The following is a 17,219-nucleotide window of genomic DNA, read 5'->3' as shown; positions in this document are numbered from 1 at the left end:
TTTGCCCTGTTCTAGAAAAATCAGCGTAAGCCGCCTGATGCGACATCCTGGCCTCTCGATACGCCGTTTAGCACATCCCCGCAATTGCGCGGCCCCACAGTAGGCAGTTTTTATAGGGCAAATTGAATGAGCTTTCCCATCACTCTGACTGTGAATGGCACGCGCCATGACATCACACTTGAAGACGAGCGCGTCACTCTGCTAGACCTCTTACGTGAGCACCTGGATCTCACAGGAACCAAGAAAGGCTGTGACCGCGGTCAATGCGGCGCCTGCACGGTGCTCGTCGACCAACGCCGGGTGAACTCCTGCCTCGCTCTCGCGATCTCCGTCGACGGAGCAGACATCATGACGATCGAAGGGCTCTCGCGGGGCGAAGAACTTCATCCGGTGCAGGCCGCTTTCATCGAACACGACGGGTTTCAGTGCGGCTTCTGCACGCCAGGACAGATCATGAGTGCGGTGGGGCTGATCAATGAAGGGTGCACCGGGCACGATCCGGAGCGCGTCCGTGAAGGCATGAGCGGCAACCTGTGCCGCTGCGGCGCGTATGCTGGCATCACAGAGGCGGTGCTCGACTCGTTGGGCCGGATGCGCGAAAAGACCCGCAACGGGGAAGCGGCATGAACCGGTTCGAATATGTCCGCCCTAACACCATCCCCGAAGCGGTCGCGGCAGCGAGCGCACCTGGAGCCGTTTTTCTCGCAGGAGGAACCAATCTTCTTGACCTGATGAAGGGCGGTGTCACGCGCCCCGCTCGCGTGGTCGACCTGACGCGCATACCGGACCTCGGAAGAATCGAGCCGTTACCAGACGGCGGGACGCGAATCGGCGCGCTCGTTCGAAACAGCGACCTCGCCTATGACGCATTCTTTGCAAAAACCTATCCTGCCGTATCCGAAGCGCTGCTCTCCGGGGCTTCGGCTCAACTGCGCAACGTGGCCACGACCGCCGGCAACCTGTTGCAGCGCACTCGATGCCCCTACTTCTACGATATCGCAAGCGCCTGCAATAAACGCGAGCCCGGCAGCGGATGCGACGCCATGGGCGGGGAAACGCGGACCCATGCGGTGCTCGGCTGGAGCGAACACTGCATAGCGACTCATCCTTCGGATCTCTCTGTCGCACTGGTGGCGCTCGATGCTGTCGTGGAAATCCACGGTCGCTCGGGCCGGCGCGAGGTACCGCTAGAGACCTTCTATCGTGCACCGGGCGACTCTCCGGATCGCGAGACGGTGCTCGAACCCGGCGAACTGGTCGTTGCTGTTCGCCTACCGTCCGCAGCGGCGGGTTTCGCAGACCACTCGCGCTACCTGAAGGTACGTGACCGAACGTCCTATGCGTTCGCGGTGGTCTCGGCGGTCGCGAGCCTTCGCATCGAAGGGAACAGGATTGCTGAAGGACGGCTGGCGTTGGGTGGAGTCGCCTCGAAACCCTGGCGGGCGCGTGCGGCTGAAGAACTGCTGCACAGCCAGGAGCCCGGTGAGGCGCTATTTCAGCGGGTAGCCAACGCCGCGCTCGCCGAAGCGAAGCCAACCGACGGGGCCGCTTTCAAAATCGAACTGGCGCGTCGCGTGATTAAGCGCGTCTTGCGCACCGCGATGGCCGGTACGCCTGGACAGTCGCCGGCGTTGCCCGCGTCTGTGTTTACCGTGGTTCAAGGAAGCCTTTCCCATGCTTAAGACCCTTTCCCAGCATGACGCTCACCGCTCGAGTGCCGGCCAGCCCGTCACTCGCAGGGAAGCGGTACTCAAAGTGACCGGCGAGGCGTGCTTTGCCGCCGATCACCACCCGGAAGGCATGCTTTACGCCGTCATTGCCGCGAGCAGCATCGCAAAAGGACGCGTCACGCATCTGGATGTGGCCGGCGCCTGTGCCCACCCCGGTGTTATCGGCGTGATGACGCCCGCCAATGCGCCGAAGCTCGCCCGGCATCCCGACCTGAAGGACACCCCGTTCACCTTCAGACTCGATCTCCTGCAGGACGATAATGTCAGGTATGCGAATCAACCTGTTGCGGTAGTGATAGCAGAAACGCTCGAGGCGGCGACCGAGGGCGCGCACCTGCTTTCGCCCAGGTATGAATCCGGGGCCGCCTGCGTGCAACTCGATGCCGCCGAGCCGTTCTCGCCACAGGTGGTCGGCGCGGGGGACGCCGCGAACGAGTCCGAGGGCGACGTCGAGGCGGCGCTGCTGTCGGCGACCGTGCGCATCGACGCCACCTATGAAACGCCCGCGCAGTATCACAACGCGATGGAACCGCATGCCATCGTTGCGCAGTGGAATGGCGACGAGCTCACGATCGACACCCCCAACCAGGCCATGGGCCTGGCGCGGACGCGCCTCGCCGGGCTCTTCGGCATCGACATGAAGTCCGTACTGATCCGCAGCCCCTACCTCGGCGGCGGCTTTGGCGCCAAGGCGTTGATCTCCGGACCGCAGGTGTTGGGGATCATGGCGGCGCGCTTCGTCGGGCGACCCGTCAAACTCGTGCTGCGTCGCGAACAGCTATTCGGCCCGGTTGGGCATCGCGCGCCAACACGTCAGACGCTGCGCCTTGGTGCCCATGCAGACGGCGCGCTCACGGCGCTCGCACACCATACGCGAACCGCATCAAGCACTTTCGACGACTTCCTTGAATCGAGCGGCACCGTGTCCCGCACGCTCTACTCGAGCGAAGCCATCTCATCGACCCACGACGCAGTTCGCCTCGATATCGGCACTCCCTTGTTCATGCGGGCACCGGGTGAGGCCTCAGGCAGCTTCGCGCTGGAGTGTGCGATCGACGAAATGGCGCATGCGTGCGGCATGGATCCACTCGCGTTCCGCCTCAAGAACTACGCCGAGGCGGAACCGATTTCCGGCAAGCCATTCACGTCGAAAGCACTGCGGGAATGCTATGCGCAAGGTGCGGCGCGATTCGGGTGGACCAGCCGGCCGCGGGCGCCACGGCAGATGACGGATTCATCCGGGCTGTTGATTGGCTGGGGTATGGGCACCGCGACGTTTCCGGCCAAGATGTTCCCCGCCGAGGCCCACGTGCAACTCCGCAAGGACGGCAATGCGATGGTAGCGTGCGGCGCGCACGACATGGGGCAAGGTGCCTGGACCGCGCTGGCCCAGATCGCCGCCGACAGTCTCGGCCTCGATCTCTCGCAAATCCAGCTCCGGATCGGCACGTCCGACCTGCCGGATGGCGGAATTGCCGGTGGATCGGCGGGGACGGCCACTGCGGGCACGGCCGTTCACAATGCAGGGCAAGCCATCGTCGCGCAACTGATCGAGATGGCGACGAACGACGACCGGTCGCCGCTATTCGGGGCGGGCGACACGGGCGTGATCGCGCGCAACGGACGTCTTTCGCGCTGCGACGATCAAAGCCGGGGGGAAACCTACACGGCCATCCTCGCGCGAGCCGGGCGTGCATCCATCGAGGGCAAGGGCAACGCCGCGCCAGACGCTCTCGCGCAAGGCGACTATGCAGCACACGCTCACGGCGCTGTGTTCGCGGAAGTGAAGGTCGATCCCGAGCTCGGGCAGATCCGCGTCACGCGACTCGTTGGCGCGTTCGCGGCGGGGCGCATCATCAACCCGCGACTGGCGCGCAGCCAGTACTTCGGCGGAATGATCTGGGGCGTGTCCTTCGCGCTTCAGGAGCATGCGGTGATGGACACTCGCTCGGGGCGGCCCATGAACTCTAATCTGGCCGAGTACCACGTGCCCGTCAACGCAGACATACCTTCGATCGAGGCAATCCTGGTCGACGAAGTCGATCCACGTGTCAATACACTCGGCATCAAGGGCGTGGGCGAGATCGGTATTACCGGAACAGCGGGCGCCATAGCGAATGCCATCTGGCATGCGACCGGGGTTCGTGTGCGCGAAGCGCCGATCACGTTGGACAAGCTGCTCGTGCGGTAGGCATCAGGAACACTTTGATCGCCGACGTCAAAGCATCTACCAGGCTTCTACTACTGCTACGACTATGGAATCTTCGATGCTAAGACCGCTAGGTTCAATGGAACATATCTTTGGGTTACTGAATCGAAGTGCCGGTAATCAAATTGTCCTGGCTGCTGAAATCGAGGGCGAGACGACGTTGCGCGCGTGGCGCCAAGCACTTGACGCATTGCAACGCCGACATCCGCTGTTATCTACTGCGATTACGCTGAGTTCGAATGGTTTGCCCTATTTCGAGGTTCCCAGCGTTCAGGAAATCCCACTGCGTTTTGCCGCCGACGCGATGTGGGTGGAAAGAGCAATCGCAACAGAGTGGTTGGATAGCCAAATGGCAGACGAGTTGGCTGAGCCGTTCGACACTGAGTCAGCTCCGCTGATACGTGCGGTTCTTGCCCACTGCGAGCAGCGCTCTGTCGTACTGCTTGTCGGCAATCACGCAATATGCGATGGCCTTTCCCTGTCTCTGTGCTTCCGCGATTTGCTAAGAAGCCTCAACGGTGAACACCTTGAACCGTTGCCGATTCCCAAATCGCTCGATCAGCTTTGTGGCATCTCGACCGAAACATCGCAGCCGGTACCACCTGGCGAGGGAATTCAATATCCCCGGGACACTCCACGCGTACATCGTGTGAAGCTCTCGGCCGACCTTACCGAGCGGATCATACTGCGGGCTCGAGCTGAACATACGACCATGCACGGCGCACTGTGTAGTGCGATGGTACATGCTGGGTGGAACGCCTCAGCAGAGTGGCGGGAGAAGAGTTTGCGTATTTTCTCACCGGTGGACGTTCGCTCCGTTTTTGGCATTGGCGATGATCAATGCGGCCTCTTTCTCGCCAGTAGTTCAGTTGTTATCGAGCGAAACGCCTCCGAATCTTTCTGGGCAGTCGCCCGCCAAGCAACGCAGGGCTTGAACGTACCGGGTGCACGGGGTGCCATCTGCGCGCAAACTCAAGGCCAGCGCAAGTTGCTGAACAGCGGACTCGACGCCGTTGGAGCGGTAAAGATTCGACAAAATGCGCTTGCACGCGACATCATGCTGACCAACATGGGGCGCCTCCGTTTTCAAACGGAGATTGGCCGGTTCAAATTAACATCGATGTGGGGCCCCTTGGCGCTTTCCGGTTATCCCGGCGATCATACGGTGGGAGTGGCTACGGTGGAGGGCAGTGCTCACCTCACCCTCGCTAGCAGGAGCCCTTTGCCGTCAATGCTTGAGTTGGCCGAAGTTATATTGATTGCAGCTTCCAAAGATGCTGGCTAACGATCGTCGATCATTAGAGTGTGTGTAGCCGGCAAGATGGGCTTCGCCGATACTATCCGGTCGGCTGTCGTTTCCATCAGCGCGGCCGTCGCCGCTTTGAAAGGCCGCTACAGATCGAGGCTCCCCGATGATTGTCCACGATCCGGGCGGCAGCGGCGAACGTTTGGAAATGGCCCGGTTATTGCCTCTCGATACGTCGGGCGTAATTTCCCCGAGTGGGGAGTATCTACCTGTACTACTTGACGCACGTTCCCCGCGCGTTGCTTTGCATAAAGCTGGTTCCGAGCAACCCACTATCTGCTCAGCCAGCTCGGCCGGCTAGCCCTGCTCGCGATTCCTGGGAAGATCGATCCTGAGCAAACGGTCGGCCATAAACGCTCCGACATACAGCGTGTCGCCGGTCTGAACGCTACTCCGCGACGAAAGGTGCGGTAACTGGCATGACGCGTGCACTGGCAACGGATCTTGGCAGCCGGGAATTTACGATCAGTAACGTCCGGCCCGGACGAATCGATACCGTGATGAACCCGGCCAACGGTCCGATGGCCGACCAGATCCGGGGCTCAATTGCACTGGGCCGTTACGGATCAGGCGATGATATTGCGGGACTTGTCGCCTGGCTGGAAATCCCCGATGCGGCGTTCATAACGGGCACAAGTCTGAAGGTCGATGGGGCACAAGTGCTTGACTGATGGCTTCGGGCCGACTTGCAGCGGGGCCTATACGCGGAACTTTCCTCCCGTGCCTGCGGTCCAGTAGGACCGTGCCTCAGCAAGGTTGCGCCCCAGGAACATAACGAACCGATGGAATGCTTTGATCGGTTCAAGCGTTATTACGCTGCACTCGTTGCGACGGAGCGAGTCTGCCGCACGGAACTCGAAACCTCTACCTGATCAAACATGCCATTCATCGAAATTGAAGGAAAGCCGCTGCACTATCAGACTCGCGGCACGGGATTCCCGGTGCTGCTGGGGCACAGCTACTTGTGGGATTCGTCAATGTGGGCGCCGCAAATCGACGCGTTGTCTCGCCACTATCAGGTCATTGTTCCGGACCTTTGGGGCCACGGGCAATCCGGGCGGCTCCCGGAGAATACGCGTTCGCTTGGCGATTTGGCCACACATGCGGGCCGCCTTCTGGATGCCCTGGGTATCGGACAATGCGCGATAGTCGGCTTGTCGGTCGGCGGGATGTGGGGGTCCGAACTCGCGTTGCGAGAACCGGGCCGTGTCAAGTGCCTCGTCCTGATGGATACCGACAGGAGCGCCGAACCTGATGCGACGCTCAAGCAATATTCCCAGATGTTCAACGCGATCGAATCGCTTGGCAGCATTCCCGCTCCGATGATCGAGGTCATCGCGCCTTTGTTTTTCCGCCGGGGCGCAACGCTAGACGGTGAAGTGCACGCAAGATTTCGAAAAGCGCTGGCGGGGTTCTCTGCGGACCAGTTGCGACAGTCGGTTGTACCGCTGGGCCGGTTAATTTTCGGGCGGTCCGACGCGCTTGCCAGTCTTGCCGGTCTTGATGCCGCCAGTACGCTGCTCATGTGCGGCGAACTCGACATTCCGCGGCCGCCAACCGAAATGGCACGAATGGCTGCGGTGATTGGCTGCCGGCAAATGCTAATACCCGACGCGGGCCACATCTCGAACCTTGAAAATCAGTCCTTCGTCACTGACACATTGCTCACGTGGCTTGGTCAGCATGTCGCGTAGCGGCAGAGCGGCTGCCGATAAGAACGACGATATTCGGGCCGACAACGAACGTGGCGCTGTCGACCACATTGCACTGCTTGCCCAAGGTTTCACACAGTTCCACGCACACTTCGAAAAGCTCGGCATGAGTGCGCGATAACAGAACCAGAACGGCAGTTCGAACTGGCAGACGTTCGTCCACGACCAGAATGGCAGCCTGGTCAACATACGTTCGGCCAGGGCTGCCGAGCCGGAATTACCAGTGCCAATCGAAGCAAAACGCCGTTACAGGACAAGCATGCGGTTCTTCAATCCAGCGGAATATTTGGCGTTGCAGGCGAGGGTTGCGCAACTGACCCGCGGCCCCGAACAGATCACAACAGACGGTGTTACGAAGCAAAAATCGCTGCGTAGGAAAATTTGACCCAATCGTTACGAAATCAATTCGGTCAAGGAATCTAGTGCCTAGCCGGCGAGCAGCAACGGCCCGATGTAGTTCATACGGAAGGACACGAAGCTTCGCAACATGCCTTCCTGGGCGCCCCACCTCGCTTGAGGCGGAGCGCCGACCTTCTCAGAACAGGTACATACCAGCCACGAAAATCACGCCTGAAAACAGAAGTGCCGTCACGCAGTAGCCCATGATGTCTCGAACGCCCAAACCGGCGATAGCAAGTGCAGGCAGTGCCCAGAACGGCTGCGCCATATTCGTCCACGCTTCGCCGTAGGCAATTGCCATCGCGGACTTGCCGAGGTCGGCGCCAAGTGCTTGCGCTGCCGGCATAACAAAGGGACCTTGCACCACCCAATGACCGCCGCCAGACGGCACCGCGAAATTGATAAGCGCCGAACTCAGGAACGCCAGAAGCGGGAATGTGTGAACGTTCGCGATGTCGACGAACCACTTCGTAATTACACCAGCCAGCCCCGAATGGTCCATAAGGGCCTGAATGCCAGCGTAGAACGGGAACTGAATCATGATGGCGGACGCACCCCGGGCTGCACCGGCTACAGCGCGCGCGTATGCCATCGGCGTCTTGTGAAGCACGATACCTGCTGCGAGGAACACGAGGTTCACGGTATCGATGTCAAGAACGAAGCCGTTCTTGACGAATCGGATTACCAGAAACACGGCGCACAGTGCCGCCACCAGGAGCGCCAGGATACGGCTTTCCTCCATCCTCTCCGCGAACGTCGCGTTAGGAGGAAGTTTGCGCTCGACACTCGGCGGGTCCTGCAAAAGCGCCGGGTCCACTGTGACGACGTCCTCCGGCTTCGGCATCATGAGTCTCGCCAGAATTGGCAAAAGAATAATGAGGCCGACGGTGATGAACGCGTTGTAGCCGGTGAATATGGTGTGCGATACCGGAATCAGACCTACTGTCTTCTCCATCGGATTGCCTTTGGTCGCGGCCACTAGCGGCACCGAGCCAGACAGGCCACCATGCCACGTCAGGAAACCCATGTAGGCGCTTGCAACGAGGAGACGGTAGTCCGTTCCGGGGACACGTCTCGCGACCTCGCGCGCAAGCATCGCACCAAGGACCAGACCGAAGCCCCAGTTAATGGCGCAGGCCACTCCGCCCACAAACGCCACCAGCATCACGCCTTGGCCGGGTGTACGCGCGGAGCTTGCGAGGGCGACCAACATCCGTTTGACCGGGCCTGAGCTCGCCAATGCGTGGCCGGTCACAAGAATCATCGCCATCTGCATCGAGAATGCGAGCAGATTCCAGAAGCCAGAACCCCATAGCATCACGAGGTCCGCGGGTGCCTTCGGCGTCAAACCAAGCGCGAGCGCGAAAGTCACGATGGTTAGGAGGATGGCAAAAATCAGGGGGTCCGGCAAAAACCTGTGCACCACCTGAGTAAAGAAGGCGGAAATTCGCTGAATCAAGTGTCTACTCCTCGTCACCAATATGAAGTCGGCCTACTGTCGTTGTTATGGCCGGTAAGCCGCGCGCGGCGATTCTTGCACACAACGAAAAATCCTGCAGCGACGAATGCCACGACTGTTACAGTGGGTAAAGACGGCATTGATTGATAGAGCCGTCCTCGGCAAACTTCGCGCCTTGGACAGGCAGACGGGCTATCGTGAACCGTAGAAGCAGCGACGAAGACAAGCCGAGTTCGCACACGCGAGTACGCCACGAGAACGCGACGGCGCCGTCCCAATCGCCACTATCAGCGGCGATTCAGACCAAACTCATTGACTCACTACTGACAAGAGTGCTGTGGATTGCAGGCTTTTGGTTCGTCGAAGGTCGGGCGCATCGGGATGACGTCGTACACGAGCACGGACGTGAATTTCCGTTCTCGGCTATCGACATCCAAAGCAACTGTATGAGCGCTGGCCACTCTCGCCGGGTCACGTCAGTGATACCGGCATCTTCGTAGTCGCGCGCGATGCGGATGTGATGGCGTCCCGCACAGTCTGCAACAGACTGTCTTTTGAAACCCGGAGACTATTGTCGACTTTGTATTCAAGTCAGCCACATTGATGCCGACACCTGGTGCCCCCGTCAGCAATCAGGCTGACATCATGGCGAACAGCTCGTTGTGGGGGCAATGCTCGAAGCTGAGCATCACGAGTGCATGAAAATCGCTTATTGAAACTGAGCCGCCGCGATGGCGAGTAGCCACCTCATGCTGTACCGAGGTCTGCGGCCGTCACGAGAATGCGAGCACTCCGCAATGCCCGACTTTTTCTGTCGGCCACCTCCAGTATTCGCCTAAGTCCGCGTTCGCACCGCTTCCAGCGCGAGCGCAACGTTCGCACTGACGAGCCAGTCGGCGCGAACCTGCCCATACATCCCGGTCCAGCGCGTTCGCTCCCCTTCCGTGCCGGGCACCAAAGCCATGCCCTGACTGTAGATTGCATCGGCTGCGATCGCATGCCACTGGAAACCGCGCGCGGTAATTAACGTGACCTTCGGCGACACCTTGAACGTAATCGACGGCTTCACCTGCATCAGGTTGTAGCCGGCCGAAGGACCGCGCATCTTGGAGTTGAAAGAGCGCCTGCACATGCTGACCGATGCGCGCGTCGGCATGCACTTCGGCGCGCTTGATCACGTAGCTGTCGGGCCTCGCGCTGCCGAGCCCGAAGAGCGGCGTATTGTTCAGTTCGAAGGCCTCGCGCAGGTTCGCGCCGAGCGACAGATACGTCGACGGATCGCTGCCGAGCGGGATGTACTTGGGCGCATCGGATGGCTTGCGCGGCACGCACGGATTCGCCAGCGCCGACCAGTCTTCCTGCCAGCGGTTCAACGACAGCGCCGACGGCTGCTCCGCAATGCATTGAGGCGCGGCGGCCGCGCCCGCATCCGCCGTGTTATTGGCGGCGAACGCGTTCGCGCCCTCCGTCAATCCGCCCACGGCGAACGCAGCGCACACATAAAAAAGACGCTGGCTACGATGGGCAAATCAACGAAAAGAGGCCAGAAAAAAGGCCTGTTCGTGATGTAAACGCACGCACGTGACCGATAGAATTTCGTTACGCACCGTCCCGCGTCCGATACCTGTCGGATCGCTTTCTCACATCGGATTTCCGGTTACTTCAGCATGACACGGCTTGCACGGCACTACGTCCCAGAACAACCTCAGCACGTTATCCTGCAGGGGCTCACGGGGCCCGCATTCCTGGACGAAGGAGACTACCTGTACTTCCTCGCCTGCCTGGCAGACGCAGCGCGCGTCGCCGATCTGGCAGTTCACGCGTGGGTCCTTATGCCTGACGCGGTACAGTTGCTCGTCACGCCTTCATACGAGTCGAGTGTGGCCATGGCGATGCAGGCGGTCGGCCGTCGCTATGTCGAGACCTTCAACCGCCGCCATGGACGCCGCGGTACGGTGTGGCGTGGCGCGTATTGGGCAACAGTGATTGAGCCCGACCGGTATTTCCTGCTCGCGAGCCAGATCATCGATCAAGCGCCGGTGCGCAACCGCCTTGTGGCAGAGCCTGGGAACTACCAGTGGTCGAGCTACACACATCACATCGGAATGCGTGTCGATAGCTTCATCAAGGACCATCCACTCTACCGGGCGCTCGGCAATACGCCGTCCGAGCGCCATCAGACTTACCGCGATTTGGGCGCACGGCCCCTTGACGAACACGAGGTCGATAACCTGATGCAGTCGACGCTTAAGGGCTGGGTGCTCGGCAGCGCCGCGTATTGCGAGTGGGCGGCGCAGACCGCTAACCGGCGTTTGATGCCCCTGCTGCTGCGAGACCGGCCGTCCAAGGTTCGCACGACACGCGCCCTCGCAGACGTGGACTAATCAGAAGAAAAACAAGCAAGGAAACCTTGCTTGTTTGAGAGGTGCTACATCAGGTCAGGGCGTTTCAATCCGCTTGGCCGGTGTCGAGAAACCACCCAGCCCATCGCGTTCGTCCTCGAACGCTGTCGTCTCACGCGTCCGGGCGAGCCCGACCCACAAGGCGCAGTCGGCCGTCCTGATAACGGACAGTCGAGCGTGGTGAAGAGAAACGGTTCATAGTTTTAATTCGCCTCGAGCCCTATTTCAGTGGAAATAGGCGGCCTCCTGACGTTCGCGCCACAACGGGGGCGCGACGACCAACATCGCGCGCTCACCACCGGTGTTTCTGGTGTTCGAATCACGACGCTCGACGGGTGATCGCATAAAATGAACTAGTCCGTTGCAGTACGCCCCAACGCAATCCGCAAACATACGGATCCAGATGACTCGAGCCTTACGATCTGGGATGCCATTGGATTTCGTTTGCCATCGTCTCTCTCCAGTCGGGGCACCACGTCCTTATGTCGAGAATGACCACAAATGCGATGAGCCGCCGGCACCTGCTGACGCTGATCGGCAAGAACCTCGGCGCGGCCGCCATGATGCAAGGCATGGGCACGCTTGGGTTCGCCGCTACCTCGACCTATGCCGGCCCGATCAGACTCGACGGCGCACCCAAAGGAACGCGAATTCTCGTGCTCGGCGCGGGCATGGCTGGCCTCGTCGCGGCCTTTGAGCTGAGGAACGCGGGCTACCACGTGCAGGTGCTCGAGTACAACGACCGCGCGGGTGGCCGGGCCTGGACTGTCAGGGGCGGTGATCGTTATACAGAACTCGGCGGTGCCACCCAGGACTGCGATTTCGCTGACGGGCTTTATCTGAACCCGGGGCCGTGGCGCATTCCGTATCACCACCAGGGCGTACTCGACTACGCAAGACGCCTGAAGGTGTCGCTCGAGCCGTTCATCCAGGTCAATTACAACGCATACCTGCATTCGACTGAGGCTTTCGGTGGCAAGCCGCAACGATTCCGGGCGGTACAGACCGACTATCAAGGCTATATCGCCGAGCTGCTTTCCAAAGCAATTCGCAAGGATGCACTCGACGACGCGGTGTCAGGCGAAGATGCGCATCTGCTACTCGAATCCCTCCGCGAATGGGGTGCGCTCGGTCGGGATGGCAGCTATCAGGCGGGCCGGCGAAGCAGTGAACGCCGCGGATTCGCGACCGCGCACGGCGGTGGGCTGATGCCAGAGGCCGTGCCGTCGGATCTGCTCCCGCGCGACCCCCTGCTTGCATCGCGTTTGTGGCAATGGCTCTCGTCTGGAAACGAGCAGGACTTCCAGAGCACCATTTTCCAGCCTGTCGGCGGCATGGACAGGATTGCCCATGCGCTTCATTCGCAGATCGCGAGCGCCGTAGTGTTCAACGCCAAAGTCACGGCTATCTTGCAGGACGAGCAAGGCGTCACAGTGCGCTATACCGATACGACCACCCGGACCGAACGGAACGCGCACGCGGATTGGCTGGTGTGCACCATTCCGCTCTCGATTCTGAGTCAGATCGACATTGCGGTCGGTCCGGCCATGCGCGCCGCGATCGATGCGGTGCCCTACGAGACATCGGTGAAAATCGGGTTGCAATTCGGCCGGCGATTCTGGGAAGAAGACGAGCAGATCTACGGCGGCATCACGCAAACTGATCTGCCGATCTCGACGATCGGCTATCCGGCAACAGGTTACGGATCGACCGGTCCTGCGGTGCTGCTTGGCGCCTACATGTGGGGGCCCGCCAGCTATGAGATGGGTGCGCTGCCCCCTGCCGAACGGATCGCGGTGGCATTGAGCCAGGGCAGCCAGATTCATCCGCAGTACGCGCGCGAGTACCAGACCGGCTTCGCGATGAGCTGGAGCCGATCACCGTTCACGAATGGCTGCTTCGCCGCATGGACGGATGCGTTGAGAAAAGCGCATTACGCAAATCTCTGTCAGATCGACGGACGGATCGTCCTTGCCGGAGAGCACGCGTCCCATATCCCCGCATGGCAGGAAGGCGCCGTGCTGTCGTCGCTGGATGCGATCAACCGGTTGCATCGGAGAATCGTCAATGGATAGGCCGACGCTGATCCTCGGCGCGATGCTGATGGCCTTGCTGATGGGAGCCGCGACAGTGTCGGTTCAGGCCGTGGCACAGGAAGCACCACGCACTTTCACGATTTCGCCGGGCTATCGCTTCACCGAAAAAAGCGGCGAAGCGCTTTACAACGCTACCTGCGCGGGATGCCATATGCCGGACGGAAAAGGCGCACAGGGCGCGGGTCACTACCCGGCGCTCGCTGATAACCCGGCAGTCGAAGCGGCAACCTACGTCATCGTCAACGTCCTGCACGGCCGGAAGGCGATGCCATCATTTGGCGACGCGATGAATGACGATCAGGTCGCTGCTGTCGTCAACTACACGAGAACCCATTTCGGCAATCGATTTGCCGCAACTGTCACGCCGAGCGAGGTTAGAGGTTTGCGCTGAGTTCACGTGGCATGGCTATCGCCAGGCCGCTTTCCCGCACCCTTCTCCACTCGCTTCACGAGACTTATGGCACGATGTACCCGGGTCCGTTTCAGCGCGGCGATGGTGCCGAGTGGTACGGAGTGATCCGTTCGTCAATTCGGCAGGCGCCGCGGAAGATCCGTGACGCGCGGCCCACAGAATCGGGAGTGTCCGAGGCACGATGCGAGCGCCTGCTCGCCGAACCATTTCTGCGTGTCGAGGTTGTAGTGCACGCTGCCGTCCCCACCGCCTAACGCGCCGCCCTGGAAAATACCGAAGCCGGGCGGCTGTCCATTCCAGTCCGGCGACTGCGACGCATCGACGAAACTGAAGATGCGAGGATTCGCGTCGACGAAGCCGCCGAACACTTTCTGCATCGACGCAAGCGCGGCGGGATTATAAGGCGCTACCGCGTTGGTGACGTTGTCGTAAGCGGTCGACAACGGCTTCACGATCAGCACCGGGAAGGTCGAACCCACCGCAGCAAAAAAACTGCCGAAGAGGTCAGCGTAATTCTGCGGCGCGCGATGAATCGTCGTTGCGTTGCCGGCCGAATTCAGCGGTGCAGCTTCTGCCTCCCACTGGTTCCACTCCAGGCCGAGGATTCGCGGTTTCTTGCCGGTCGCCAGAATCTGCTTCAGTCCCAGATACATCATGCGGCGCGCGAACGGTGCAAGCGCATACGTCGGCGTCTTGCTTGCATCGAGCATGGGTTGCCAGAGATTAACGCCATGCACCGTCCAGCCGCAGCAGCCGCTGAACGCGTCGTCTGCGACGTCCACGCCCTGGCTGCCCCAGCCGATATGAATGATGTACAGATCGGGCAGCGGCTCGCCCGCATTGATCGCCGCCTGCCACGCATACGCGGCGAAATTGGCGGCATTTCCGCTGCCGCCGTAGTAGCCGAGATTCATGTCGGACGACGTGCTGTCCGACCAGTTCACCCACGACACGTGATCGATCGTGGATATCGGCTGGGTAAATGGCGCACCCGTCCCGTCGGCGTTACCGGTGATGTTCCCCCAACCGTCGTTGCGGATGCCCCATACATTGGGTGCCGGCATCCCGCCGGTGCCCGCGCCTGCACCCGAAGCTCCCGTCAACGTCAGTTCCGCGGGCAGGCCGTTAAGACCGGCACTGTTGCTCTGTCCCATCACGAACAGGACCGCCACTTCGTCGTGGCGGAATCGCGATCCTTTCTCCCACGATTGCGCCGCGGCGGCATTCGGTTGGGCCGTCGCGTCGGCGGCAACGGACATCTGTACCCCACTCGTAGCCAATACGAACGGCAGCGCAATCCGCATCAAGAAATTCTTCATGCCTGTCTCCATGGATCGCCGGTCACTGTTTGGCCGGCTGGCTGACTGCCTGGCCCAGGCCGTCGATATCGGGACCGTAGTTGCCGGAAATCACCGAGAACTTGATGGTGTTGGCCGTACCGGCTTTTAGTGGGACCATGACCTGAGCACTCGACAGGATCGGAAAGTCCCAGGTGCCTTCACCGGGAAACTGCACGGGGACCGGTGGGCCATTGTTGACGCTCACGCTCATTGCACGAGGCGAACCGCCACCGTCGTCCGCGCTGATATACACCACGGGGACCGCATACTCGCCATCGGCAGGCGCCACGATTCCGTTGAACTGGAGGCTCGAATCCGAGTTCACAAAATTGCCGACCTTTTCGTGGCCGTTGCATATGTTGCATGCCTGGACTGCCGCATCCTGAATGATGTTGGTGGAGCTTTCCGCTTCATAGGCGATGGGCGGCAATGCGGGTTGCGGAGCGGCGATCAGCGTCACCTTGCCGATCGACGGAGCGCGGCGGCCCTTGTCCGGAAGAACGAAAGTCAGCTTGTTGCTTCCCGGCACGAGCGGCATGTACAGCGTGACGGTGCCCTGGGCCTGTCCGGTGGTAACGGGCAGCTGGATCGTCGTGAGTACGCTGTCGTTGAGAATCAGCGGCACCTTCAGCGAAGACTTTCCTTCGTTCCGGTACGTCACGTCGATGTACCCGCCCGTGGTTGCATTCACCGTATAGCGTGCTACGCCGTCTTCATGTGTGACCGGTTTGGCCGGGTGGATTTTCGATGCATCGTCCACGCCGGCGATGGTCAGCATGACGGAGCCGCCGGCCGGAACAGCGGACACCGTATACCCGGACGTGTGCGAACCAAGATCCTGGTGCGCCCAGATATCCCGCACGCTGGCCGAAGCAGCGGGGTCCAGTCCGAGATCCTTCCAGTTCACCGTGATCGAAGCGGCAGACCCGGTCGTGTTGAGCAGAACTACCGCACGGCGACCTTGACCGGCGAGCAACTTGGCCCACACGCCCAGACCGTTCTGCGGCACCGCCACCCGGATCGCCTGAAGGCCACGCGGGTCCTGATCGACGGCGAGCACCTCAGGATTGGTCAGCGTCGTCATCGTTGCCGGGCTGACCGGCGTCGTGAAATCGAGACCCAGGATAAGCGGCGCACCGGAAACGGCCCACAGGCTCATGTGCGTCTGATCCTGCGCGGCGCTCAGACCGAACCCGGCAAGCATCATGTCCGCATCGTTATAGACACCCGTATGTTGCGCTTCCGGAAACAGATTGCCGTAGAAATTCTGGTTCACGATTCTGGAAAAATCCGGCGTGCTTTGATGACCCGGTGTACCGGTGTCATAGGTGATGTCCTCGGTCGTTCTCCACAGATCCGCGACTTGCCCCCAGTCATACGATCTGCCCGTCTTGTCGGTGTGAAAACTGTTCGGATTGATGCTGTAGACGATCCGCCGATTCACCGCGGCACCCGCACTGTCCAGCGCATCGCGCATCTTTCGGAAACCGGCCACCTGATCGTCGACGGTGCCATCCGGCGAGCACCAGTCGTACTTCACGTAGTCGACGCCCCACGCCGCGAATGTATTGGCATCCTGAACTTCGTGCCCAAGACTGCCCATCGGGTTGGTGTGCCCAGGGTACAGATTGTTACGCTGAGCACAGGTTTCGGCTGCGGGCACTTCATACATGCCGAACTTCAGACCTCTGGCGTGAATGTAGTCGGCCAGCGCTTTGATGCCGCTCGGAAACTTCACGGGGTCGGCAACTAGATTGCCTTGCGCATCGCGGGATGGCGCGAACCAGCAGTCGTCGACGTTGATATAGCTGTAGCCCGCTTTCATCAACGGACCGTCTTTCTTCAGGCCGTCGGAGATAACGTCCGCGGCCGTTTTCACCAGATCCTCGGTGATATTGCAGCCGTATGCATTCCACGACGCCCAACCCATAGGCGGTAGTGCAATCGACCTTTGGGCCTGAGTTTGCGATGGCCCGCCTTGTGCGGAAACGTTTGCGGAGTTGGCCGCGGCCTGCATGACGCTCGCGCCGTCGGAGGAACCTTGCTGGTCGCCGCCGCAGCCGGACAAACCGAAAACCATCATGATGCTCGCGAAAAACAGATACACCTGTGTGCGACCCAGGATCTTCATGATTTTCCTTTGTTGAAAAATGA

General features: G+C 60.7%; 12 protein-coding genes and 2 pseudogenes. 9 read left to right on the top strand and 5 right to left on the bottom strand.

The window, feature by feature from the left end; all coding sequences use genetic code 11:
- Nucleotides 1-126 precede the first annotated feature (126 nt).
- The 6 genes and pseudogenes from P0D96_RS35300 (at nt 127) to P0D96_RS35275 (ending at nt 6,939) form a co-directional block, all read left to right on the top strand.
- Nucleotides 127-627 carry a (2Fe-2S)-binding protein gene (locus tag P0D96_RS35300; RefSeq protein ID WP_408179656.1) on the top strand — a complete coding sequence of 167 codons (501 nt, stop codon included), beginning with the start codon at nt 127-129 and terminating at the stop codon, nt 625-627.
- A complete protein-coding gene (locus P0D96_RS35295) occupies nt 624-1,682 on the top strand; it encodes an FAD binding domain-containing protein (protein ID WP_408179654.1) in 1,059 nt (352 codons plus the stop codon). Before P0D96_RS35300 ends, P0D96_RS35295 begins: the two co-directional genes overlap by 4 nt.
- Entirely contained in the window at nt 1,675-3,921 is a 2,247-nt protein-coding gene (locus P0D96_RS35290) for a xanthine dehydrogenase family protein molybdopterin-binding subunit (RefSeq protein ID WP_408318282.1), read from the top strand. The genes P0D96_RS35295 and P0D96_RS35290 overlap by 8 nt, the downstream gene beginning before the upstream one ends.
- Nucleotides 3,922-4,018: 97 nt before the next feature.
- Nucleotides 4,019-5,224, top strand: coding sequence for a phthiocerol/phthiodiolone dimycocerosyl transferase family protein (locus tag P0D96_RS35285; RefSeq protein WP_408318280.1), 1,206 nt, complete (start codon nt 4,019-4,021; stop codon nt 5,222-5,224).
- A 407-nt stretch (nt 5,225-5,631) separates the two neighbouring features.
- Nucleotides 5,632-5,916: pseudogene (locus tag P0D96_RS35280) on the top strand (SDR family oxidoreductase); the annotation flags it as partial.
- Nucleotides 5,917-6,123: 207 nt separating this feature from the next.
- Nucleotides 6,124-6,939: an alpha/beta fold hydrolase gene (locus P0D96_RS35275; protein ID WP_408179650.1), complete on the top strand. Its 816-nt coding sequence runs from the start codon at nt 6,124-6,126 to the stop codon at nt 6,937-6,939.
- A gap of 553 nt (nt 6,940-7,492) precedes the next feature.
- Here P0D96_RS35275 and P0D96_RS35270 read toward each other — a convergent pair.
- The 3 genes and pseudogenes from P0D96_RS35270 to P0D96_RS35260 all read right to left on the bottom strand — a co-directional run.
- Nucleotides 7,493-8,815: a TIGR00366 family protein gene (locus P0D96_RS35270; RefSeq protein ID WP_408179649.1), complete on the bottom strand. Its 1,323-nt coding sequence runs from the start codon at nt 8,813-8,815 to the stop codon at nt 7,493-7,495.
- Between the two features lie 835 nt (nt 8,816-9,650).
- Nucleotides 9,651-9,890, bottom strand: a complete 240-nt coding sequence (locus P0D96_RS35265; protein WP_408318294.1) for an alginate export family protein — start codon at nt 9,888-9,890, stop codon at nt 9,651-9,653.
- Nucleotides 9,891-9,900: 10 nt separating this feature from the next.
- A pseudogene (locus tag P0D96_RS35260) lies at nt 9,901-10,296 on the bottom strand (alginate export family protein); the annotation flags it as partial.
- A gap of 186 nt (nt 10,297-10,482) precedes the next feature.
- Here P0D96_RS35260 and P0D96_RS35255 point away from each other — a divergent pair.
- From P0D96_RS35255 to P0D96_RS35245, 3 genes are all read left to right on the top strand, one after another.
- Entirely contained in the window at nt 10,483-11,199 is a 717-nt protein-coding gene (locus P0D96_RS35255) for a transposase (protein ID WP_408179648.1), read from the top strand.
- A gap of 524 nt (nt 11,200-11,723) precedes the next feature.
- On the top strand, nt 11,724-13,292 hold the full coding sequence (locus P0D96_RS35250) for a flavin monoamine oxidase family protein (RefSeq protein ID WP_408289119.1): 1,569 nt from the start codon (nt 11,724-11,726) through the stop codon (nt 13,290-13,292).
- Nucleotides 13,285-13,704, top strand: a complete 420-nt coding sequence (locus P0D96_RS35245) for a c-type cytochrome (RefSeq protein ID WP_408289122.1) — start codon at nt 13,285-13,287, stop codon at nt 13,702-13,704. Before P0D96_RS35250 ends, P0D96_RS35245 begins: the two co-directional genes overlap by 8 nt.
- 134 nt (nt 13,705-13,838) lie before the next feature.
- Here the strand turns inward: P0D96_RS35245 and P0D96_RS35240 are convergent, their stop codons facing one another.
- Nucleotides 13,839-15,044 carry a hypothetical protein gene (locus P0D96_RS35240; RefSeq protein WP_408318278.1) on the bottom strand — a complete coding sequence of 402 codons (1,206 nt, stop codon included), beginning with the start codon at nt 15,042-15,044 and terminating at the stop codon, nt 13,839-13,841.
- A 22-nt stretch (nt 15,045-15,066) separates the two neighbouring features.
- On the bottom strand, nt 15,067-17,196 hold the full coding sequence (locus P0D96_RS35235; RefSeq protein ID WP_408318276.1) for an alpha-galactosidase D: 2,130 nt from the start codon (nt 17,194-17,196) through the stop codon (nt 15,067-15,069).
- Nucleotides 17,197-17,219: the final 23 nt, after the last annotated feature.

Source organism: Paraburkholderia sp. RL17-347-BIC-D (genome assembly GCF_046027915.1).
Taxonomy (GTDB): Bacteria; Pseudomonadota; Gammaproteobacteria; order Burkholderiales; family Burkholderiaceae; genus Paraburkholderia.
The sequence above is the reverse complement of the archived record's forward strand: the minus strand, read 5'-3'. Positions and strand labels throughout refer to the sequence as shown.

Coding starts and splice junctions, on each gene's coding strand:
- P0D96_RS35235 (WP_408318276.1), bottom strand. CDS start 17,196: ATGAAGATCCTGGGTCGCACACAGGTGTATCTGTTTTTCGCGAGCATC.
- P0D96_RS35285 (WP_408318280.1), top strand. CDS start 4,019: ATGGAACATATCTTTGGGTTACTGAATCGAAGTGCCGGTAATCAAATT.
- P0D96_RS35255 (WP_408179648.1), top strand. CDS start 10,483: ATGACACGGCTTGCACGGCACTACGTCCCAGAACAACCTCAGCACGTT.
- P0D96_RS35250 (WP_408289119.1), top strand. CDS start 11,724: ATGAGCCGCCGGCACCTGCTGACGCTGATCGGCAAGAACCTCGGCGCG.
- P0D96_RS35240 (WP_408318278.1), bottom strand. CDS start 15,044: ATGAAGAATTTCTTGATGCGGATTGCGCTGCCGTTCGTATTGGCTACG.
- P0D96_RS35245 (WP_408289122.1), top strand. CDS start 13,285: ATGGATAGGCCGACGCTGATCCTCGGCGCGATGCTGATGGCCTTGCTG.
- P0D96_RS35275 (WP_408179650.1), top strand. CDS start 6,124: ATGCCATTCATCGAAATTGAAGGAAAGCCGCTGCACTATCAGACTCGC.
- P0D96_RS35265 (WP_408318294.1), bottom strand. CDS start 9,890: ATGCAGGTGAAGCCGTCGATTACGTTCAAGGTGTCGCCGAAGGTCACG.
- P0D96_RS35300 (WP_408179656.1), top strand. CDS start 127: ATGAGCTTTCCCATCACTCTGACTGTGAATGGCACGCGCCATGACATC.
- P0D96_RS35290 (WP_408318282.1), top strand. CDS start 1,675: ATGCTTAAGACCCTTTCCCAGCATGACGCTCACCGCTCGAGTGCCGGC.
- P0D96_RS35295 (WP_408179654.1), top strand. CDS start 624: ATGAACCGGTTCGAATATGTCCGCCCTAACACCATCCCCGAAGCGGTC.